Here is a 22311-nt window from a genome sequence, read left to right as displayed (position 1 = left end):
CTGTCAGGCCGCGAGGCGGGTGATATCGGACAACTTGACGTTGGTGCCGCCAAGTTCGAGCATCGTGTTGCCGCCGTTTGAACTGACTGCGGTCACCTTGCCTTTGATCGTCGTCGAGGTCTCAATCGCGGCGCCGGACGCATCGAGCGCAGTGACTTTCAGCGTGTAGTCGCCAGCGGGGAACGCCTTGCCGCTGGAGTCAGTCCCGTTCCAGACAAGCGCATGCGTACCAACAGCGGGATCGCCACTGCCGGTCCAGACGACTTTTCCTGCGGAATCGGTGACGGACAGCTTGACCGAAGATGCCTTGCTATCCAGTTCGTAGTTCCAGCTGGCGGAAACGGTACCGTCAGACTTAACATTGACGCTGTTGCCCGCAGCCTCGACCACGCAGCCGATATAGCTGGCGCCGTTGGTGAAGCTTGACGCCGACAGCGACGACAGCACGCTGTCGAGCTTGCTGTTGGTCTTAACCTGCTGTTCCAGGTTCGAATACTGGACCAGCTGGCTGGTGAACTGGGTGGCGTCGGTCGGACTCAGCGGGTTCTGATTCTTAAGCTGCGCGCACAACAACTTCAGAAACGTATCGTAATTCGCCGAAAGACCGGACGACTTGGCCGACGTGCTGGTCGATGTCGTGGATGACGTCGTGGATGTGACCGATGCGGTCATGGCGCACCCCGTTGAAGAAATCCAGCGACAGTCGATCCGTCGCTCTCTGATTTCTTCTACGGACGCACCGGAGATATCTGGCGCACCATTTATTGTTCTATTGAAATCGTCTTTTGTTACAATCGTGCAGACACACGAAAACACCCGCCAACATGTGTCGGCGGGGTGTGTCTTACTTGATACGGGAACGCAGGGGAGATCAGGCGGTGTTTATCGCCATTTTCTTACCCGACCGGGCGTTTTATCCGGCTACTCGATGGAGCGGGAGCACCAGACGCGGCGAGAATGCGGTCAATGAGCCCAGACGGAGCTTTGGGCTGCGCCTTCCGCAACAGCGCTTCCATCTCCGTAGCCTCGGCCAAAGCCTGACGCGCCTCGGACGATTGGGCCAACAAAGCATCAGCGGAAATTCGATATTCAGAGGGCCAATCCGTAAGGACACCGCCCAACCGATCGAGGAGATCTACAAACTCCTCCAGAGTGATCGTTCTGGTCATTGATAACGCCTCGATTTCTTCGTCGGCGGCAACAGGATGGCCCGAGCGGGCCTTCTCCTATTATATATCCCAGATCGCATAGAGAATACAGCATCTCCTTACCACCAAATTATTCCCATCACGACAAAATCAGGCGCATTAAGGGAGCGTTAAGAGAGCATTAAAAGGGACAACTACTTCGGGAGGTCAGGCCGGATCGACCATCCGGTTCGGCTGGCTTTCGGGCATACCGGCGATTTCGGCCCAAGCATTGCGCAATTGACGCAAACCATCTTCAATCTTGGCGCACATCGCCACGGCCTGGGCCTCACGGGTAGACCGGAGCAACGCCCGGATATTGGCCTGATAGGTCTGGCGGAGACGCATCGCGACATCGCCGCCGCGTTCGAAGTCCAACGCGGCAAGCAAGCCACGCAACAGATCGACGGCACGGGAAATCTCATCGGACTGCCGGTCCCAATCGCCGCGTTCGGCGGCGGCGGCTGCGTTGCGGACTCTGACCAGAACGCCGTCATACAGCATCACGACGGCATGAAGCGGTGGCACGGTCATGGTGGCGGCGCGATAGGCCGCACTGGCCTGCTGCGAGTGGATCATGGAGTCCTCCCTCGGATTATCAGGATGATTTGTTTTCAGCGCTGTTGAGAGCCTTCAGCAAGTCAAGAACCGACTGAGCCTTGGCCAGCTTGGCTTCGACCTTTGCATACTTATCAAGCAAGAAGTCGCGGTAGATCGCTGCGTTCTGGCCAATCGTCGTAATCCGGGCGCCCAAGTCGGAATTATCCTTCTTAAGGTCGTTGACCGCAGTCGTGATCTGGCCGTTATACGTATTTGATGCGGTTTCGATCGACTGGTACAGCTGGTCGGCGATACCCTGGCTGATCTTGACGTTGACGGTTTGCGAGGTCTTGCCGCTATAGACAAGGCTCAGACCGTCATAAATGCTTCCCGCAACCCCCTTGATGGTGTTGTCGCTGAAGGTGAAGAGCGACTCGTCCCCATTGACCGAAGCCCCGGTCACCTTCCCTGTCACCGCATCAACGGTGACTTTGAGATCGAAATTGGCCGAAGTGGGGCCGTCGCCATGTGTCAATAATTCGAGGTCCGGCGACGAACTGGTCATTTGATACGAAAACAGCGACTTGACCGAAGACAGCGAGCTGCTGAGCGCGGTATCGAGGGTTGTATCCGCCACCACCAGCTTGTTGTTGAGGTCGAGCGTGATCCCGATCGTCGCCAGGGAGACTCCGTTGACGCCGGTCGTCATAATTGACTGAAGCGACGTCGTGATTTCTCGTAACAGCGAATCGCTAAACAGGGCCGCATCGGTACCGGCGGTCCCATCGGAATTGGTGCTCTGATTGACCAGAATGAAATCACGTAACGAATTATAGGCGGTAACAAAGTTTGTGATCTGCGTCTTGATCCCCTTGAGGTCGCTATCGACCTCAAGGGACAAGGTATTTAACGGATCGGCCTTGTAAAGACTCAGGGTAACGCCATCAATGGCGCCTTTTATCTCATTGGTTGCGCCGGTGATCGCCACACTATCAACCGTCAGCTTTGCCCCCTGAGCCTTTTGCAGCGGAGCGACTTTGTTTCCCGAGTCGTCGATCAAGCCGAGCTTGCTTAGAATGTTGTCACCAGAACCAGTTGCCAAGGTGATGTCACGGTCGGTTTCGACCCCCGCCAGAACGATCATGTAGCTGTTGTCCGAAGACTTGACCACCGAGGCGCTCACCCCGGTCGATGTTTTGGCGGCGTTGATGGTGTTGGCAATGTCGTCAAGCGACATGCCGGCGGTGATGGTGATGGTGGCACCAGGAGTAACGGTTGAACTCAATCCGTCCGCTGTCGCCTTGCTTCCCAAGGTAAAGGTACCGGCAAGCGAGAGGGCGCTCGAACGACTGGATTGAGAACTGCCGCCAAGGCGTTCAACCTTGGCGATCTGAGTCACCACGATGTCATGGACTCCAACCTCGGTCCCATCGGCGGCCGTGGCTGACAGAATGCTGCTGGCGCTGGTCGAGGTCGAGGATGTCAAATAGGTGGATCGGTTCAGAAAGGCGTCGGATTCTTTACCCGCAGTTCCCGGCGCGCTGCGCAGGGTGTCGAGCGGAGATTTTACCGCGGCCATAAGGGTCTGAAGGTTCTGATAGGCAGCGATCTTCGCTTCGTTTTTCGTGACCTTGACATTCAGGCTGTCGGCTTTGGCTAACTTGTTATTGTAGCCTTCCTGCGCCAGAGCGCTCGAATCGAACGTGTTCCGATTCTGCGATGCGGTGGTCTTCGTTGTCGTGCTGGTGCTGGAAGTCGTGCCGCTGACGCTGGTTGTCATGTCATCACCCTCTGAATACGAAGAAGCCGCCGCGCCATCCAGGGCGGCCCGACATTGCCGGACCGCCCTGGATGCGACAGACCTTTCGGCCTAAACCGCCTAGCTCTTCAACAGGCTGAGCAGATTCTGCGGCATCTGGTTCGCCTGGGACAAAGCGGCGATAGCCGCCTGGGTCTTGACATCATCAGACGACAGCTGCGACTTTTCCGCCGCAACGTCGGCATCCATGATCACCGACCCGGCCGCGCTGAGATTTTCCGTCGAGGTCGCGATCGTCTGCGCCTGGAAATCAAAACGCGACTCAAGAGCACCGATGTTGGCACGGGCAGACGAGATCATATTAATCGCCGCATCGATCAGCGGAATGGTGGTCTGCGCATCGGCCTGGGTGGAGATGACCACGGTGGCAGGAAGCGCCAGGGTCGTGGTGTCAGCGGTGGGGATCGTCACCTTGATCGTATCGCTGGCAGAGGTACCCAGCATGAAGTCGACACCGGCCTCGAACTTGTTGTCGGCATCGCCTTTGTTAAGCAGCGTAACGCCGTTATAGCGGGTCGACTTGGCGATGGTGTCGATTTCGCCCTGGAGCTCCTTGAATTCCGCCTGGAGATAGGGGCGTTCCTTGTCGGTGACCGTACCGGAATTCGACTTCGTGGCCAGCGACTTCATGCGCTGAAGGATGTCACCGATGCGGGCAAGACCGCCATCGGCAGTCTGAAGGATCGATTGGCCCTGGCTGGCGCTGGTCGCCGCCTGGTTCAACACCGTCACGTCCGACTGGATACGAACGCCGATAGCGAGACCGGCGGCGTCATCCGAAGCCTTGGTGATACGAGATCCCGATGCCAGCTTCGACAGAGTGCTGGACTGATTCGCAGAATTGATATTGAGGTAACGGAGCGCCGAGTTCGAGGCGGTGTTTGTCGAAATGACGGGCATGGAATGTCTCCTTCTGATCCTTCATGTTCCCGGAAGCGGGACCGGCCATCGTTCGGAAGGCCTTCTCGGTTGGAACGGATCGGGAGACGGTTTCAGGCGGGATNTTTTACTCTTCGGCGAGAAGTTGACGGAACTCGCTTTCCGATCCCCGCAAAGCATGGCGCAGCCCCTGCCGCCCCCGCTTCAGAAGACTTTCCACAGCGCTGATGGTCGTGCCGAGAATTTGGGCGATTTCGCCATTCCCCAAATCCTCGAAATAAGCCAGCGTCACCGCCGCACGCTGCTGGTCGGGCAGTTTGCCGATTGCCCGCTCCAGACGGCTGTACACCTCACGCCGGTACAGGGTTTCCGTCGTATCGGGAATATCCTCGGCCGGTTCGGGAACATCGTCGATATTGGCGTTGCTGGGCAGGCGGCGCAGATCGATGCAACGGTTGACCACCACCCGGTACAACCAAGTACTGAACCGGGCGCGGCCCGGCTCCCACGACTGACGGTGGGTCCAGGCCTTGACCATCGATTCTTGCGCTACATCCTCGGCGTCGGCGACATTGCGCAACATCCGCAGCGCCAACGCATAGGCGCGGTCAACGTGACGCTCGACCAGGACACGGTACGCATCGCCATCGTCAAGCTTCATCCGAGCCAGCAGGATCTCGTCGTCCAGACTCTCGGGAGGAACCGCCCCCTCCTTCCGCGAACCCGTCGATCGAATCATCATCGTCATTCGCCTGCCTCCACCGCCAGGACGGCGCCCCCATCCATGAGCACACTCCGTCTAATGGCTTACACGGCCGCCCAACGCCGATCAGGCGGAGAAAATAACTTTTTTAAACAATGGGTTGATAGAGAATTTTTTGCCAAATGCCCGGCAAATTATACCGAGTTATTAGGCACTAAATGCCGAACAGGTCTTTTCTCGCGCATGGATCAAAGAATGGAGTCCGTGTAAGGTTTAAGGATAATTTTGTTTTGCGCGACAAACAGGGGCGAGGCCATGGTCGAGCGCATCAACAACACCCCCCGAACCGAAGACCTGCTGGCCGAACTGGCCGCCGCCCGAGTCGATTTGACACGGATCGATCACGCCACCCGTCTGGTCCGGGCGCAATCCCAACTTGAATCCCTGCTGCAAACCGTCCGCATCGAAGCCGCGACAGGAAACCTGCAACGGATGAATGCCTTGGCCGGAGAGGCGTTACGGATTGTCCAGACTCTCAATGACGGGACAGCCACCCGTTACCCATCGGAAGTTGAACAGGCTCGCTCCGTGGCTTTGCGGATCAAAGGGCTGTGCGAGCCGCCCGCAGACGGCTCGGTCAAGATCGAGGTTTAGCCCGGTGAGGGCGGCAGGACACGAACCAAATCTGGATACCGCACCAGAAAAACGGAAGGGCCTGCCCCCTGTGTTTTGCGTTAACCGCGAATACCTGCCAGAAAACTCGCAACTTCGGTACGCAGCCGATCCGCGCTGCCGGTCAGCGAATCCGCCGAGATCAGAACGGTTTCCGCAGCCTGTCCGGTGGTGGTCACCGCACTGGTGACGCCACCGATATTCGCCGACACATCCTGGGTTCCCTGCGCCGCCTGCTGGACATTACGGGCGATTTCCTTGGTGGCCGCACCTTGCTGTTCGACCGAGGCCGCGATGCCGGACGAGATCTCCCGCACATTATCGATGACCTCACCAATCGTTTTGATCGCGGCGACAGCGCGGCGCGTCTCTTCCTGGACCGCGCCGATGTGGGTACCGATTTCCTCGGTTGCCTTAGCCGTCTGATTGGCGAGGTGCTTGACTTCGCCCGCAACGACGGCAAAGCCCTTGCCCGCGTCGCCCGCCCGTGCCGCCTCGATGGTGGCGTTCAAGGCCAACAGATTGGTCTGGGCCGCAATATCGTTGATCAGCTTGACCACCTCCCCGATGCGGTCGGCAGCCGTCGCCAGGGTCTGCACCATCACGTTGGTCCGCCCCGCTTCTTCTGAAGCGGTCTTGGAGATTTTCGCCGCTTCGCTGACCTGACGGTTGATCTCGGTGATCGAAGCCGACAGTTCCTCGGCGGCAGACGCAACGGTCTGGACGTTCTCGGTGGCGGAATCCGCCGCCGATGCGATCGAATTCGCCTGTGTGCTGGCCTGCCGGGCCGCCGCCGACATCGATTGCGCCGTCACTTGCATCCCCTCGGCCGAACTGGCGACCTCGCGGACCAGCCCCATCACGCTGGCCTCGAAACTGTTGGCGAGAGTTTCGCGGGCCTGCTTGCGCTCGGCAGCGCCGCGAGCGGAGGCTTCGGTCTGTTCGGCCTGCAACGCCTCGATACGGATCGCGTTGTCCTTGAACACCTGAACCGCCTGAGCCATCTGGCCGATTTCATCGACATGATCGCGCGAGGGAACCTCGATCGATTTATCGCCCGCAGCTAAACGCTTCATTGCTTCGGTCATCGCCACGATCGGACGGGCGACACCGCCAGCGGCCAGCCACATGATCGCAATCGCCACCACGGCCACCATCACACTGGTGATGGCGGACCACATAACCGAGCTGGAAGCCCGCGCCGTGAGACTCTGCCCCAGTGTGTTGGCCTCGGCCATCACGACGTCGCGCGGAACCTCGATCAGAACCGACCACGGTTTTTCGGTTCTCCCCAACCGGATCGCGGCGAAGGTACGCAGGGTATCCCCCTGCCATTCGGAACTGTTTTGCCCCGACTGGATGGTGGACAAATCGGTTCGCCACGTCTGCGACTGGGCCGCGTAGGACTGGCCGATCAGTTCAGGCCGGGCGCTGTCGGCAACGATCAGCCCCATGTTGCTTAGGATCACCACCCGATTTTTGCCACCGAACAAGCTGCGACTCACGTCCAGAGCCAGCTTCTGGACGAATTCAAGGTTGAAATCGGCTCCGGCCACGCCCAGGAATTTCCCCTTGGAAACAATCGGCACCGACAATGTGGCAAGGTAGACCTGACGTCCTTGCACGATATAGGGGAGCGGGTCGAGAACGCTTTCCCGGCCGTTGGTCTGAGGACCGATATACCAGCCCCCCTTCATTACGCCGTTGGGATGAAGGTCTCGACTGTCATACTCGACCAGGGACTGCATCGCGATCTTGCCGGACTGGTCCCGGTTCCAATAGGGGATGAAGCGACCAGTCGAGTCGGTTCCCGTCTCCCGGCGATTGCGGAACGCATCGTCATTGCCGTCAAGGGCATTGGGTTCCCACGCCGTATAGGTGCCGTTGAACAACTCATTCTGTTTCAGCACATTCAACAGGATTTCGTTGATGTGCCGACGACGAATATCAGGGGGTATGCCTCCCTCGGTGGAAGACGAGACGACCATGGCGAAGCTGTGGGCCATCGTGCGTGCCGCGATCAGGGCGGAATCGAACTCCGACCGCAATAAACCGGCTTGGGCGTTGGCCAGATTATTCATCGACTCGCGAGTCTTGGAATCGAGAATTTCCGACGTTCGGCTGACGACGAGGTCGTTGCCAGCTTTAGTCGTGATAACGCCGTAGATCACCTGGACAGAAATGGCTCCAACCAGGCAGAGTCCGGCGAAGATCGCAATTTTCGCTTTGATCGATGTCAGCTTCATGCCTCTCCCCCTCGTTGCAGCGGCGGACTTGACGCCGCCTTACGTCTAGGTCATGTGGCTTATGAATAACTCTACATCAATATATCTTTAGAGTCACTCCATGAGGATGGGGTGGTGTCGTGAGCGAGAACTAAAGAGACATGAACTTCATGATGTTCGTCCAGCGTCGTACCAACCCTTGCTGGCATTGACGATTTTGACCACCGACAGCATCACCGGCACCTCGATCAGGACACCGACGACGGTGGCAAGCGCCGCGCCTGACTCGAAGCCGAACAAGGATATCGCGGCGGCAACAGCCAGTTCGAAGAAATTACTGGCACCGATCAGCGCCGATGGCCCGGCAACACAATGGGCGACGCCAAAACGCCGGTTCAGCCAATATGCCAGTCCACTATTGAAATAGACCTGGATGGTGATCGGTACCGCCAGCATCAAAATCACCAGAGGCTGGGCGATGATTTGCTCGCCCTGGAACCCGAACAGCAGAACCAGGGTGGCCAACAACGCCACCAGAGACAGCGGCCCCAATTTCGCCAGGGTCGCAGCTAGAGCCTGCGGAGAATGCGCTAGCAACGTCCGTCGCCAGATCTGCGCCACGATCACCGGGACGACGATATAAAGCCCGACCGAGATCAGCAACGTGTCCCACGGCACCGTGATCGCCGACAGCCCCAGCAACAGCCCGACCAGAGGCGCAAAGGCAAACACCATGATCAGGTCGTTCAGCGCCACCTGGGATAGAGTAAAATGCGGCTCACCCTTGCACAGATTCGACCACACAAACACCATCGCGGTACAGGGGGCGGCAGCCAGCAAAATCAGCCCGGCGATATAGCTGTCGATCTGCGCGGGCGGCAGATAGGGCTGGAACAGATGACTAATGAACACCCAGCCCAGTAACGCCATCGAGAACGGCTTAACCGCCCAGTTGATGAACAGGGTGACCCCGATCCCCTTCCACTGCTCGCGAACCCGCGTCAGCGCGCCGAAATCGATTTTCAGCAGCATCGGGATGATCATCAGCCAGATCAGACCGGCGACGGGCAGATTGACCTTTGCGATCTCCATCCCACCGACCGCATGGAACAGTGCCGGGAAAAAATGTCCCAGAGCCACCCCGGCGATGATGCACAGCCCAACCCATAGGGTCAGAAACCGTTCGAACAGATTCATGGCGTCACACCTCTCCTGCTCGCTCGGGCCCCAACGCGATCAAGCGGCGGATTTTTGCTTCGATCTGGCCGTAGACCTCACGGAAAATGGCCAGCCGCTCAGAATCGGTGCCGGTCGCCGCCGCCGGATCGGGAAAACCGACATGGATTTTCGAGGGACGACCCGGCCAGATCGGGCACATCTCGCCCGCCGCATTGTCGCAAACAGTGATGATCAGATCGATCCGGGGCGCATCGGGATCGGCGAATTCGTCCCAGGATTTGGATCTCAAGCCCTCGACCGAATGCCCCTTCTCCGCCAGCACCGCCAGCGTGAGCGGATTAACCGCCCCGGCGGGGTGGCTGCCGGCGCTGAATGCCCGCCACCGTCCCTCCCCCAAAGCGTTGATCAGGACTTCGGCCAGCACAGAGCGGGCGCTGTTGCCAGTACACAGGACCAGGACGGTGGTGATTTTGTCGGTCATGGTTTTTCCTCGGGCACAAAAGTCGCCCGCGCCCGCTCACAGAGCACAGCGAGGTCAGCCGCAGAAACCCGAGCCAGGGCTTCGGCATCAACGGCAATGGTCTGATCGTCGTCGAGCGCGGTTGCAACCAAAGCCAGGAATGCACGGGCGTAGGGATTAAGGTCGCGTTCGGCGAGCCGGTAATAGATCCACTTGCCATCCCGGCGCTGCTGGAGCAGTCCGGCGACCTTCAGCGCCGCCAGATGTTTGGATACGGTGGCAGGCGCAAGATCCAGCACTGCGGTAATCTGACACACACACAATTCGCCGCCTTCCAGCACCTTCAGAATGCGGATGCGGGTTGGATCGGCAACAGCTTTGGCAACGGTCTCGAAGGTTTCAAGCATGGGAGGGACATCACTCTCATTTTCTTATATGAGAAAATGATGCCATCGCCCAAGAGCCCCAGGCAAGGCCCAAAATGGTCAGAAATCGGTCGAGACAGCCGGGACACGATCGAGCCGCAGGCGCAACGGCATCTTTTCCCGCGTCCGGCGCGACAGAGCGATGTCACGAGCCGCCTCTCCTGGTATTGGCGGCTCGCATGTTGTGAATCGTAAAGAAGACGCTCTGCCGATGGTATTTAGGCCAGATGGTGGACTGTTAATGAGAGAGACTCAGCTGTGCAAACCTGGGGCTTCTTGCCCGGTGCGCGCCACGTATTCTGTATAGCCGCCGCTATACTGGTGAATTCCCTCTGGAGTCAGCTCAAGCACCCGGTTAGAGAGCGTTGCCAGAAAATGCCGGTCGTGCGATACGAAAAGCATGGTGCCCTCGTAATTGGCCAGCGCCGTGATCAACATCTGCTTGGTATCAAGATCAAGATGGTTGGTCGGCTCGTCGAGCACCAGGAAATTTGGCGGATTGAAGAGCATCGTCGCCATCACGAGCCGGGCCTTTTCTCCACCGGACAGGACGCGGCATTTCTTTTCCACATCATCGCCGGAGAAGCCGAAACAGCCCGCAAGCGCCCGGAGCGATCCCAGACCCGCCTGCGGGAAAGAATCTTCCAGAGACTCGAACACGGTCTTGTCGCCATCAAGCAATTCCATCGCGTGCTGGGAGAAATAGCCGATCTTGACGCTGCCGCCGACAGCAACGGTCCCGACATCCGGTTCGGTCGAGCCGGTCACCAGCTTCAACAGCGTTGATTTGCCCGCGCCGTTGACACCCATGACACACCAGCGCTCCTTGCGGCGGATCATGAAGTCGAGCCCCTGATATATGGTCCGACTGCCATAGCTTTTGTGCACGTTCTTCAGGATCACGACGTCCTGGCCCGAGCGCGGTGCGGGCGGGAAATCGAACGACACCGTTTGACGGCGCTTGGGCGGCTCGAAACGCTCGATTTTATCCAGCTTCTTGACCCGGCTTTGAACTTGGCTGGCATGCGAGGCGCGGGCCTTGAAGCGCTCGATAAACTTCAGTTCCTTCGCCAACATCGCTTGTTGCCGTTCGAACTGGGCCTGCTGCTGCTTCTCGTTCAACGCCCGCTGCCGTTCATAGAACGCGTAATCGCCGGAGTAGCTTGTCAGCGATCCGCCGTCGATCTCGACGATCTTTGTGACGATTCGGTTGAGGAACTCGCGGTCATGTGAGGTCATCAAGAGAGCGCCCTCGTAACCCTTCAGGAATTCCTCCAGCCAGATCAGACTTTCGAGGTCCAGATGGTTGCTGGGCTCGTCGAGAAGCATGGCGTCGGGGCGCATGAGCAGGATACGGCCGAGCGCGACCCGCATCTTCCAACCGCCCGACAGCGCTCCCACGTCTGTTTCCATCATCTCTTGGCTGAAGCTAAGTCCGGCGAGCACTTCTCGCGCCCGTCCTTCCAGTTCGTAGCCGCCCAACTCCTCGAACCGTGCCTGCACCTCGCCATAGCGCTCGATGATCTCGTCCATGTCGTTGGCGCGGTCGGGATCGCACATAGCGGTTTCGAGACCGGCCAATTCCGCCGCCACGGTGCTGACTGGCCCGGCACCATCCATCACTTCCGCGACCGCACTACGGCCGGACATTTCGCCGACATCTTGATTGAAATAGCCGATCGAGACCTGCTTCTCGATCGCCACCTGCCCATCGTCGGGCGATTCTTCGCCCGTGATCATCCGGAAAAGCGTTGTCTTGCCAGCCCCGTTAGGACCGACGAGGCCAACTTTTTCGCCTCTGTTCAGCGCCGCGGAAGCTTCGAAGAAGAGGATCCGGTGACTGTTTTGCTTGCTGATGTTTTCTAAACGTATCATGTGCGGCTGGGTTCCCGTGGCGTGGTTGGCTCCTTATGCCACAGGATGCGCAACGAGATAGAGTCCTTCTCGATATCAATATGTTGGCGAAACTCTCCCACGCGCCGAAAGCGGGACTGGTCGCGACCGACGCCCCTTGAGGGAACAAATCAGGGGTAAGGCAATCTCAAGGATTAATAATCTTGGCGTCCGATCAGGCGATCCCAGCCTCATAAAATAACGCTTACATGGCAATAATTTCCTCTTTTGCGGGTGTGATGCGGCAACAGCCATAGCTTCAATACATGCTGTAAAATATGACTATTTTCTGGAGAGCCCATATAACGAAAGGTACTGTAACAAGATTTTAATTGTGCCATATCGTTTTTTAGGTGCATTTTAAGCGCGTAAATGGCGGTAAAATCACAAGAAGCACGCTAAAAGAGCAGTCTCACAAGCTTCTGCACCGTACAAGCAGAGGGAAAGCTGACGGGGGCACAGCAGGATGATGCTCAGCGAGAACGTGCATGGCAAAGGAAGGCGATGTCGTATCAGTGGGGCAGTTCATGAACGACTCGATATCCCGCGACCGGAGCGGAAATGCTCCGCATGACAGGTAGATTCTCTCTGAGAGGCCAGATAATTCAAATTTATATAGAGATCGATTAATGAAAAAACAGGAAGAGGCTGTATCAAATAAAAAAGAAGTGGAACTCAGATCCATCAATAGGTCTGCTGTAGAGTGCTACATGAATATGAAGGGCAGGGATCGCCTGCTTCGTCACACTCTATTTTCAGAGAATGGCTCGTGCGGTAATTGGACGACAACGACGGGTACGCCTCTCATTCTTCAGGGGCACGAGAGGCTGGCCAAGCTCGGCATCTGGCTTGAGGAATACTTTCCAGATTGGGAATGGAAAAACGTAAGAATTTTTGAGACACAATTTGATGATTACTTTTTAGTTGAAAGCGACGGGCAAGGAACTATAAAAAAAGCCGGTTTTAAGGAAATCCACTGCAATATTCATTATATTCATTCTTTTGAACTTAATTTTGGAAAGATAAAAAGTGTTCGGGAATTCATGGACGTTTCACAGAAGATGCGTTCTTTGGGCATGAAGTTCCCAACAATAAACCGCACGAACGTTCCCGTATGGGAAAATGTTCCTTTTGAGACGGGGGGCAGTAGAATGAACAGCGTAAACACGGCTAAAATACCCGGAGACTCTGAAAAAATACGGGAATTGAACCGTATTACAGTCGAGAAATATATGAACACAAAGGGACAAGACCGCCTCAAGAGACACGAACTTTTTGTCGATGATGGTTGTGGCGGCCTGTGGACCACAGATACAGGATTGCCGATCGTAATAAAAGGAAAAGATAAACTCGCAGAGCATGCGGTATGGTCATTGAAGTGCTTCCCCGATTGGGAATGGTACAATATTAAGATATTTGGAACTGATGACCCCAATCATTTTTGGGTAGAATGCGACGGTCACGGGAAGATCCTGTTTCCCGGATATCCAGAAGGATATTACGAGAACCACTTCCTCCACTCATTTGAACTCGATAACGGAAAGATTGTTCGTAACCGTGAGTTCATGAACGTCTGCCAGCAGTTGCGTGCGCTTGGCATTCCTGTCCCAGAAGTTAAACGCGAAGGTATTCCGACGTAATCAGGTCAAATTCCTGAAAAATCGGCGTGCCTTGGAAGAATCAATCACCTTCTCTGCGAAACATTAACGCGGATAAGCATAAGCACGTCCAAAATTCAGACTGATGATCATCAGTCTGAATAGGGAGTCTGATTATTTCAATCTATTGACCGGAGATTGTCGCGATGAACGCTATCCCCACCATCGAAGCGTATTCACTGCCAAAGCTCAATGACTTGCCGGCCAATCGAGCGAAATGGATTCCAGATCCTCGTCGTTCAGTCCTCCTTGTGCATGACATGCAGCATTACTTCTTGCGGCCTCTTCCCGAGAGTTTACGGGCAGAACTCGTCGGCAATGCCGCCCGTTTACTACAGAAATGCGTGGAACAAGGGGTCCAGGTTGCCTATACCGCCCAACCCGGCAACATGACCAATGAACAGCGCGGCCTGCTCAAAGATTTCTGGGGACCGGGCATGCAAGCAAGCCCGGCCGATCGCGAGATCATCGAAGAACTCAGGCCACGGCGAGATGACTGGTTACTGACAAAGTGGCGCTATAGCGCTTTCTTTCACTCAGATTTACTCGAACGAATGCGAGCAGCGGGTCGGGACCAGATCATCCTGTGCGGAGTGTATGCCCACATCGGGGTTCTGATTTCGACAGTTGACGCATACTCGAATGATATCCAGCCCTTTTTAGTCGCCGATGCCATCGCTGATTTCAGTCAGAAAGATCACTGGATGGCGATGGAATATGCTGCGAGACGTTGCGCCATGGTCATTACTACCGATGAGGCCTTATGATGAAGGAAACATCTGACGTCTTGCTGCGGCGTATCTTATCAGAATCTCCGCAGCCATTCGCGCTTCTCTACCGAGCCGAGGAAAATAGTGGCGGGATGATCGATGTCATTGTTGGCAAGATGGCCGAACCATCCAGCCTCGTCGATCTCCCCCTCCCGGGGCCGTCGCATGGCGGGCCGCATCACGAACTTCTCGTCGTGATCCCCTATCGACAGATTGTCGAACGCGGCTTTGACGTGGTGGACGATGGCGCCCCCCTTCTCGCGCTTGAAATCATCGACCAGGATTTGATCAATCTCAACGATGCCCTGAATCTATTGCCGAACGATAAAATCAACATCACCGGCGAACATTTTGATCTTGACGATCAAGATTATACATCGATCGCTAAAGATGTAATTTGCAAAGAAATCGGCTCCGGCGAAGGATCAAACTTCGTCATCAAGCGAACATTCATGGCCGAAATTGAAGGTTATACGCTGACGAATGCGCTCTCTTTCTTCCGGTGCCTGCTAAATGCGGAGAGAGGAGCCTACTGGACATTTATCATACACACTGGCACGCGAACCTTTGTTGGTGCGTCACCAGAACGACACATCAGCGTGCAGGAAAATCTCGCGGTGATGAATCCGATCAGTGGGACGTATCGTTATCCGCCCTCTGGCCCAAACCTGAACGAGGTCATGGAGTTCCTTGAAAACCAAAAGGAATCCAATGAGCTTTATATGGTTGTGGATGAAGAACTTAAAATGATGTCCCGCCTTTGCGAAGATGGCGGGCGAGTTCTTGGGCCACACCTCAAAGAAATGTCGCACCTTGCTCATACCGAGTATCTCATTGAAGGGCTGACATACCGAGATGTGCGCGACATCCTTCGGGAAACTTTGTTTGCTCCCACCGTCACGGGCAGCCCATTGGAAAGCGCATGCCGTGTGATCCGTCGCTATGAGCCACAGGGTCGTGCCTATTATAGTGGAGTGGCGGCGCTGATTGGACGAGACATCGCCGGCGGACGTTCCCTCGATTCGGCAATATTGATCCGCACCGCGGATATCAGCGCCACGGGACAGATGCGGATCGCCGTAGGTTCGACGATCGTGCGCGATTCTGATCCCATGAGCGAAGCCGCTGAAACACGCGCCAAAGCGATGGGACTGATTGCCGCTTTGAAATGCCAGAGCCGAGCCCGCTTTGCCACACATCCCCGCGTTCTTTCCGCTTTGGAAAGTCGGAATGCGCCTATTTCAAGTTTCTGGCTGAGCGGCCCGAAGGAGCGTCAGCGTACCGAGGACGACCTATACGGTTGCAAAGCAATAATCGTGGATGCCGAAGACTCCTTCACGATGATGTTCGCCAAACAATTACAGTCTTTGGGATTGATCGTGGACGTCCGCAGCTTCCGCGAAAAATTATCCTTTGACGACAACGATCTTGTCATCATGGGACCTGGGCCGGGAGACCCAACGGATATCGGCCACCCGAAAATCAGTTTTCTTCATCGAACGATCCGCTCTTTACTTTCCGATCGTCGGCCTTTTCTTGCGGTCTGCCTGAGCCATCAGGTGCTCAGCTTGTGCCTTGGCCTGGACCTGCAACGTCGAAAGGTTCCCAACCAAGGCGTTCAAAAATCGATCGGCCTGTTCGGCGCCGAAGAGAATGTCGGGTTCTACAATACATTCGCTGCACAGAGCGGCCGTGACTTCCTCGAGAATGATAATATCGGCGTGGTTGATATCAGCCGCGACCAGAATACGGGGGAAGTGCATGCCCTCCGAGGGCCTGGTTTTGCGTCGATACAATTTCATCCTGAATCTGTTCTTACTCAGGATGGGCCTCGTATCATCGCGGCTCTGCTGCGTCATGCCCTGACCTATAAAACGTTTCGGGAGAAAGGGAAGGTTGATGCGCCGCTATATTGTGATTGATGCGTTCGCGACTGAACCGCTGAAGGGAAATCCCGTGGCGGTGTTCTTTGATAGCGACGATTTATCAAGTGAACGCATGCAAAGCATCGCGCGAGAAATGAACCTGTCGGAAACGACCTTTGTCATGAAGCCGCGCAATGGCGGTGACTGGTGGGTTCGTATTTTCACGCCGGTGAATGAATTGCCGTTCGCGGGACACCCCCTCTTGGGCACGGCAATCGCGCTTGGCGCCCTGACCGAAAAGCCTAAATTACACATCGAAACACAAATGGGAAATGTACCATTCGAGCTTCAGCGGGAGGAAGGTAAAGTAATCGCTTGCAAAATGCGACAGCCGGTTCCCATTTGGGAAGTGTTCGATCAACCGGATGATTTGCTCGCCGCGATTGGTGTGTCGTCATCGACGTTTCCGATCGAAATTTACCGCAATGGCCCGCGACATGTGTTCGTCGGGCTAGAGAGTATTGCGGCGCTGTCGGCGCTTCATCCCGACCACCGCGCCCTATCGAACTTCCGTGATGTCGCCGTAAATTGCTTTGCCGGAGCCGGGTTGAATTGGCGCACCCGCATGTTCTCACCCGCCTACGGAGTGGTGGAGGATGCCGCAACCGGCTCCGCCGCCGGTCCTCTTGCCATCCATTTGGCGCGTCACGGACAAATTTCCTACGGTGACCAGATCGAGATTCTTCAAGGCGTCGAGATTGGCCGCCCATCCCGGATGTATGCCCGCATCAAAGGCAACGATGAGTGGGTAACGGAGGTGGAGGTCTCCGGGAACGGCGTTCCTTTCGCAGAGTGCATCGCTTTCGTTTGATCAATAAATCTGTCAGGAGACTAACAATGGGACTGAATATGTCGGAATCGCTCACTGGCATGATCGAAATCCCTTTTCCAGAATTCTTGGCACCGCCCGACAATCCAATCGATCTTCTTCGCGCTTGGTTTGAAAAAGCCGAAAGCTATGTCCGCGAACCCAAGGCGCTGGCCTTGGCCACCGTCGATCACAACAGCCACCCATCGACACGAATTGTCGTCATTAATGAAATCTCCGAAAATGGCGTGTTGTTTTCCACGCATGCCGGAAGTCAGAAGGGCCGAGATCTCGCGCAGAATCCCTTTTGCTCAGGTGTTCTGTACTGGCGTGAGACGTGCCAGCAGATCAGTCTTAACGGCGTTGCCGCACGTCTCCCCGACAGCAAGGCGGATGCCCTTTGGATGGCGCGCTCGTATCTCACCCACCCGATGACAACCGTTTCACGGCAAAGCGAGGACTTGCTGGATATCGAGGCATTGCTGGCCGAAGCCCGGCTCCTGGCAAAAAACGATGGCCCCTTGCCACGCCCGCCAAGCTATTGCGTGTTCGAGCTTCGTCTCACATCGATTGAGTTCTGGAGCAACGGCACCGAGCGGCTTCATGAACGCTTGCGGTATGACCGCGACGGCGATGTGTGGAAAGCCCGCCGTTTACAGCCGTAAGGCCCAATTGTCATGCAACCTGCCGTCAAGATGGCCGAGATGATCCAAGCCATCTTGACGGTCAGAACAACCGTCGCCACCTGTTGTATTCGCCACGGCGGTAACGCTGTGCTTTGCGTCACCCCCAACCATTTATGACATTAAGGCTCTTGACCTCAACTAATGTTGAGGTTGTAAGGATGGAGTCGGCCTGCGCGCCCAAGCCCCCCACGGCTGCGCCATGAGTCACTCTCATGGGCTGGGAATGCCCGCAAATCCGATCTGGAGCCGACATGCCCGACACCTTGGAACGGTTGCCTAAGCCTCGGCGGTACCGTGTGCCGTTGGTTTTCGCGACTCTCATCCTTCTCGCGATCTTTACGGGGATTTACCTTTGGCGCGGTGCCCGGCTTTCAACGAATGCGGGCGGCCATGCCCCCCCGCCGGTGGAAGTCTCAGCCCAGACGGTTCAGCCGGAAACGCTGCCTCAATCGCTCGAAGCGACCGGCTCGCTACAGGCGGTACGCGAGGTAACCCTGGCCCCAGAAGTCGCGGGTCGCGTGGTTGCGATCCATTTCGAAGCAGGGTCGTCGGTTACGGCCGGGACTCCGCTCGTACAGCTCTACGACGCGCCGGAACGGGCGGATCGTGCGCAAGCCGTAGCGCGTGCCCAATTTGCGCGGTTACAGCATGAGCGTTCGGTTGGGCTTGTCCCGATTGGCGCCGAACCGAAGCAGCTTTTACAACAGCGCGAGGCCGAGCTGACACAGGCCAACGCCGCTATTCAGGGAATCGACGCACGCATTGCCCAGAAAGCGATCCGGGCACCGTTCGCGGGTCTGATCGGGATCAGACGGGTCAATCTGGGCCAATATGTCAATGCGGGCGATCCTTTGGCGACATTGACAGCGCTCGATCCGCTCTACGTAAACTTCACCGTGCCGCAACAGGATCTGTCGAAGCTGCGCCTTGGCGGCGATGTCACGGTTCGCACCGACGCGTACCCGGATCGGCTCTTTCCAGCCCGTATCAATGCGATCGAACCCAAGGTCGGACAGGACACGCGCAATATCAGCGTTCAGGCGACACTCGCCAATCCCAATCAAATCCTGCGCCCTGGCCTTTATGTAACCGCAGGGATCATGCAGCCGATGCGCCCGGAGACGATTCTGGTCCCGACGACCGCCGTCCAGACCAGCGCATCGGGTGATAGCGTCTTTGTCGTCCGAAATGGCAAGGCCGAGCTTCTGCCGGTGATTACCGGGCAGCGTCACGGCGACCGTATCGTCATCGAAACAGGGCTTGCCCCTGGCGACAGCGTTATCACCAGCGGCCAGCTCCGCGTCCAGCCGGGCGCGGCAGTCCGCATCGCCCAGCCGACGGTCGTATCAAGTCCGTCGCCCTGAGAGGATCATCATGCGGTTCACCGATCTGTTCATCCGCCGACCGATCCTGTCTGTTGTCGTCAGCCTGCTGATTCTGCTGGCGGGCCTGAGTGCGCTTTTCTCATTGCCGGTGCGGCAATATCCGAATCTGCAAAGTGCGACGATCACGGTCAACACCAGCTTTCCTGGTGCAACCCAAGACGTCATGCAGGGCTTTGTCACCACACCCATCGCTCAGTCGGTCGCGACGGCGAGCGGAATCGAATATCTGACCTCGATATCGACGATGGGCCGAAGCCAGATCAAGGCGAAGCTGGTGATCAACGCCGATGCCGACCGCACGATGACCGAGATTCTGGCCAAGGTACAACAGGTCAAATACCGCCTTCCCCAAGGGGCTTACGATCCGGTCATCGAAAAGGTGACCGACGGCGCTTCGGCGGTTCAGTACATCTCGTTCACCAGCGATACGCTGGCGATTCCCCAGATCACCGACTTCGCCACCCGCGTTGCGCAGCCATTGTTCACCTCGATCAAGGGGGTGGCTGCGGCCGATATTCTGGGCGGGCAGACCCTTTCGATGCGGGTGTGGATCGATCCCGTCCGACTCGCCGCCCGCAGCCTCACCGCCGGCGACATTGCCGCCGCTCTCAAAGCCAATAATGTCCAGGCGGCCCCCGGTCAGTTGAAGGATAGCGCGACCGTTACCAACATCACCGCATCGACCGATATCGCGAACATCGACGATTTCCGCAACATGGTGATCAAGACCGGTTCGGACGGATTGGTCCGGTTGAGCGATGTCGCGACGCTGGAATTGGGGGGGCAGAATTACAATAGCGGTGCGCGTGCCTCGGGCCACAAGGGCGTCTTCATCGCCCTCACGCCGACACCGGACGGCAACCCGCTGGATATCGTCGATGCGGCCATGGAGCTGATTCCGCAGATTCAGAAGTCGGCACCGCCAGGGCTGATCGTGAAGAGTACGTTCGACGTCGCGCATTTCGTCAATGCCTCGATTGCGGAGGTCAAGCAGACGCTGATCGAAGCGGTTGTGATCGTCGTGATCATCATCTTCCTGTTCCTTGGTTCGCCGCGCGCGGTTGTGATCCCGGTTGTCACCATCCCGCTGTCGCTGATCGGCTCGGCGGCGCTGATGCTGATGTGCGGCTTCTCCTTGAACCTGCTGACGCTCCTGGCAATGGTGCTGGCGATTGGATTGGTGGTCGATGATGCGATCGTCGTGGTCGAGAACATCCACCGCCATATCGAAGATGGGTTATCCCCGATCGAAGCGTCCCTGGTCGGTGCACGCGAAATTATCGGTGCGGTGATCGCGATGACGATCACGCTGGCCGCCGTCTATGCGCCGATCGGAATGATGGGCGGCCTGACGGGCAGTCTGTTCCGCGAGTTCGCGTTCACGCTGGCCGGTTCGGTGGTGGTGTCGGGGATCATCGCACTCACTCTGTCGCCAATGATGAGTTCGCTGCTTCTCAGCCGCAAAGTCACCGAAGGCCGTTTCGCCAAAGCCGTCGAGCATCGTTTCGAAAGACTGTCTTCCGGCTATGGTCATGCGCTCGACTGGACGTTGTCGATACGCCCCGTCGTCCTGCTGGTCGCCACGGCCATGTTGGTGGCAATCGTGGTGTTGTTCATGGGATCGCGGCGCGAACTGGCCCCTCAGGAGGACCAGGGCTATGTCTACACGGCAGTCCGCGCGCCTCAATATGCCAGTATCGACTACACTTCGGTCGCGACCCGCGAAGTGGACCGCATCTTCACGGAGATCCCCGAATTTTCCAGCAGTTGGTTCGTTGACGGAACCGACGGCCAGAACAGAGCCTTTGGCGGCATCGTCCTCAAGGAATGGCACGAACGCACCCGCAGCGCCACCGATATCCAGAAACTGCTTTATGGGAAGGCCAATGGCGTACACGGCGCTTCGGTGACGCCGTTCCAGCCCACGGCACTGCCCGCATCCAGCGGAGGATTGCCCTTTCAGATGGTGCTGCGCTCCCCCGCCGACTTCAGCGTTATCTATCAGGACATGGCCGCCCTGAAAGCGGCGGCATGGCGAAGCGGCTTGTTTGTCTTTGTCGATAGCGACCTCGCTTTCGATAGCCCGTCCGCCCGGATCACCATCGACACCGCCAAGGCGGGGATGGTGGGCATCACCATGCAGGAAATCGCCGATACCCTCGCCACGCTGGTCGGAGAGAATTACGTCAATCGTTTCAACTATCACGACAGATCCTATGACGTGATCCCGCAGGTTCTCCAGCAGGATCGCCTGACGCCGGAAACGCTGGGCCGCTTCTACGTCCGGGCGCAATCGGGCGCGATGATGCCGCTGTCCAGCATCATCAAGATCGATGTCGTGCCGCAGGCGAATCGATTGCCGCAATTCAATCAGATGAATGCGGCGACCCTCTCGGGCGTGCTGAAACCCGGCGTGACGATGGGGCAAGCCGTGGCGTTCATGGAAGCCCAGCCAAGCGGCCCCGGCGTGACTATCGACTGGCTGGCCGACAGTCGGCAGTACGTGCAGGAAGGCAATCGCCTGACCGTCTCGTTCGGCTTCGCGCTGATCGTCATTTTCCTGGTTCTCGCGGCACAGTACGAAAGCTTTCGCGATCCGCTGGTGATCCTGGTGACGGTGCCGCTGGCCGTCTGCGGTGCGTTGCTGCCGCTCTATCTCGGCTTCACGACGCTCAACATCTACACCCAGATCGGACTCGTCACCCTGATCGGGCTGATTTCCAAACACGGCATCCTGATGGTGGCCTTCGCCAACGAAATCCAGCACAGCGAGGGACTCGACCGGCACGACGCGATTCTGAAATCGGCGAAAGTCCGAATGCGGCCCGTGCTGATGACCACGGCGGCGATGGTCGCCGGTCTGGTGCCGCTGCTGTTTGCGGGAGGCGCCGGTGCCGCCAGCCGCTTTGCCATCGGCATCGTCGTGGTGATGGGAATGCTGATCGGTACGCTGTTCACCCTGTTCGTACTGCCCACCTTCTACACGCTGATCGCCAAGGACCATCGCCCAGGCAAGACAAGCGAGCGAGAGCAGGCATTCGCCAACGTCAGACCCACCAATCCGCCAGAAGCCTCCACTGATTGATCGTGTCGCTCT

At 57.2% G+C, this 22311-nt stretch carries 19 protein-coding genes and 1 pseudogene; 9 read left to right on the top strand and 11 right to left on the bottom strand.

The features are described from left to right. Positions 1–3: 3 nt before the first annotated feature. The 6 genes from PHAMO_RS14640 to PHAMO_RS14615 all read right to left on the bottom strand — a co-directional run bounded on the left by PHAMO_RS14640 (position 4) and on the right by PHAMO_RS14615 (position 5173). Positions 4–672, bottom strand: coding sequence for a flagellar hook assembly protein FlgD (locus tag PHAMO_RS14640; RefSeq protein WP_002730420.1), 669 nt, complete (start codon positions 670–672; stop codon positions 4–6). 224 nt (positions 673–896) lie between these two features. After that, positions 897–1169, bottom strand: a complete 273-nt coding sequence (locus PHAMO_RS14635) for a hypothetical protein (RefSeq protein WP_002730419.1) — start codon at positions 1167–1169, stop codon at positions 897–899. 186 nt (positions 1170–1355) lie between these two features. Continuing rightward, on the bottom strand, positions 1356–1766 hold the full coding sequence (fliS, locus tag PHAMO_RS14630) for a flagellar export chaperone FliS (protein ID WP_002730418.1): 411 nt from the start codon (positions 1764–1766) through the stop codon (positions 1356–1358). Between the two features lie 19 nt (positions 1767–1785). Beyond that, entirely contained in the window at positions 1786–3507 is a 1722-nt protein-coding gene (gene fliD, locus PHAMO_RS14625; protein WP_002730417.1) for a flagellar filament capping protein FliD, read from the bottom strand. A 99-nt stretch (positions 3508–3606) separates the two neighbouring features. Beyond that, positions 3607–4446, bottom strand: a complete 840-nt coding sequence (locus PHAMO_RS14620) for a flagellin (RefSeq protein WP_002730416.1) — start codon at positions 4444–4446, stop codon at positions 3607–3609. A 106-nt stretch (positions 4447–4552) separates the two neighbouring features. Further along, positions 4553–5173, bottom strand: a complete 621-nt coding sequence (locus PHAMO_RS14615) for a sigma-70 family RNA polymerase sigma factor (RefSeq protein WP_002730414.1) — start codon at positions 5171–5173, stop codon at positions 4553–4555. A 270-nt stretch (positions 5174–5443) separates the two neighbouring features. Here PHAMO_RS14615 and PHAMO_RS14610 point away from each other — a divergent pair, with 270 nt between their 5' ends. Then, positions 5444–5782 carry a lytic transglycosylase domain-containing protein gene (locus PHAMO_RS14610; RefSeq protein WP_002730412.1) on the top strand — a complete coding sequence of 113 codons (339 nt, stop codon included), beginning with the start codon at positions 5444–5446 and terminating at the stop codon, positions 5780–5782. Positions 5783–5862: 80 nt separating this feature from the next. Here the strand turns inward: PHAMO_RS14610 and PHAMO_RS14605 are convergent, their stop codons facing one another. From PHAMO_RS14605 to PHAMO_RS14585, 5 genes are all read right to left on the bottom strand, one after another. Next, on the bottom strand, positions 5863–8046 hold the full coding sequence (locus PHAMO_RS14605) for a methyl-accepting chemotaxis protein (protein ID WP_002730411.1): 2184 nt from the start codon (positions 8044–8046) through the stop codon (positions 5863–5865). A 147-nt stretch (positions 8047–8193) separates the two neighbouring features. Beyond that, complete coding sequence (gene arsB / locus PHAMO_RS14600; protein ID WP_002730410.1) at positions 8194–9222, bottom strand: ACR3 family arsenite efflux transporter; 1029 nt, start codon at positions 9220–9222, stop codon at positions 8194–8196. 4 nt (positions 9223–9226) lie between these two features. Then, on the bottom strand, positions 9227–9685 hold the full coding sequence (locus tag PHAMO_RS14595; protein WP_002730406.1) for an arsenate reductase ArsC: 459 nt from the start codon (positions 9683–9685) through the stop codon (positions 9227–9229). Then, positions 9682–10071 carry an ArsR/SmtB family transcription factor gene (locus PHAMO_RS14590; protein ID WP_002730405.1) on the bottom strand — a complete coding sequence of 130 codons (390 nt, stop codon included), beginning with the start codon at positions 10069–10071 and terminating at the stop codon, positions 9682–9684. Before PHAMO_RS14590 ends, PHAMO_RS14595 begins: the two co-directional genes overlap by 4 nt. A 270-nt stretch (positions 10072–10341) precedes the next feature. Next, entirely contained in the window at positions 10342–11964 is a 1623-nt protein-coding gene (locus PHAMO_RS14585; RefSeq protein ID WP_002730404.1) for an ABC-F family ATP-binding cassette domain-containing protein, read from the bottom strand. A gap of 647 nt (positions 11965–12611) precedes the next feature. On the opposite strand from PHAMO_RS14585, the pseudogene PHAMO_RS19790 reads away from it, so the two are divergent. The 8 genes and pseudogenes from PHAMO_RS19790 to PHAMO_RS14550 all read left to right on the top strand — a co-directional run. Continuing rightward, positions 12612–13082 (top strand): annotated as a pseudogene (locus PHAMO_RS19790) (PhzA/PhzB family protein); the annotation flags it as partial. Between the two features lie 51 nt (positions 13083–13133). Next, positions 13134–13622: a PhzA/PhzB family protein gene (locus PHAMO_RS19785; protein WP_040567433.1), complete on the top strand. Its 489-nt coding sequence runs from the start codon at positions 13134–13136 to the stop codon at positions 13620–13622. Between the two features lie 164 nt (positions 13623–13786). After that, positions 13787–14407, top strand: a complete 621-nt coding sequence (locus tag PHAMO_RS14575) for an isochorismatase family protein (RefSeq protein WP_002730398.1) — start codon at positions 13787–13789, stop codon at positions 14405–14407. Further along, a complete protein-coding gene (locus tag PHAMO_RS14570; protein WP_328285754.1) occupies positions 14404–16332 on the top strand; it encodes an anthranilate synthase family protein in 1929 nt (642 codons plus the stop codon). Before PHAMO_RS14575 ends, PHAMO_RS14570 begins: the two co-directional genes overlap by 4 nt. Further along, positions 16310–17146 (top strand): PhzF family phenazine biosynthesis protein, encoded by an 837-nt coding sequence (locus PHAMO_RS14565; RefSeq protein WP_002730396.1) that lies wholly within the window; start codon positions 16310–16312, stop codon positions 17144–17146. Before PHAMO_RS14570 ends, PHAMO_RS14565 begins: the two co-directional genes overlap by 23 nt. Continuing rightward, positions 17128–17808, top strand: coding sequence for a phenazine biosynthesis FMN-dependent oxidase PhzG (gene phzG / locus PHAMO_RS14560; RefSeq protein WP_328285753.1), 681 nt, complete (start codon positions 17128–17130; stop codon positions 17806–17808). The genes PHAMO_RS14565 and phzG overlap by 19 nt, the downstream gene beginning before the upstream one ends. A 272-nt stretch (positions 17809–18080) precedes the next feature. Continuing rightward, entirely contained in the window at positions 18081–19193 is a 1113-nt protein-coding gene (locus tag PHAMO_RS14555; protein ID WP_002730394.1) for an efflux RND transporter periplasmic adaptor subunit, read from the top strand. Positions 19194–19203: 10 nt separating this feature from the next. After that, on the top strand, positions 19204–22299 hold the full coding sequence (locus PHAMO_RS14550; protein ID WP_002730393.1) for an efflux RND transporter permease subunit: 3096 nt from the start codon (positions 19204–19206) through the stop codon (positions 22297–22299). Positions 22300–22311 lie beyond the last annotated feature (12 nt).

The organism is Magnetospirillum molischianum DSM 120, from assembly GCF_000294655.1.
In the GTDB taxonomy this organism is placed as follows: domain Bacteria; phylum Pseudomonadota; class Alphaproteobacteria; order Rhodospirillales; family Magnetospirillaceae; genus Phaeospirillum; species Phaeospirillum molischianum.
Note: the sequence above shows the minus strand (reverse complement) of the source record. Positions and strands in the feature narration are given on the sequence as shown.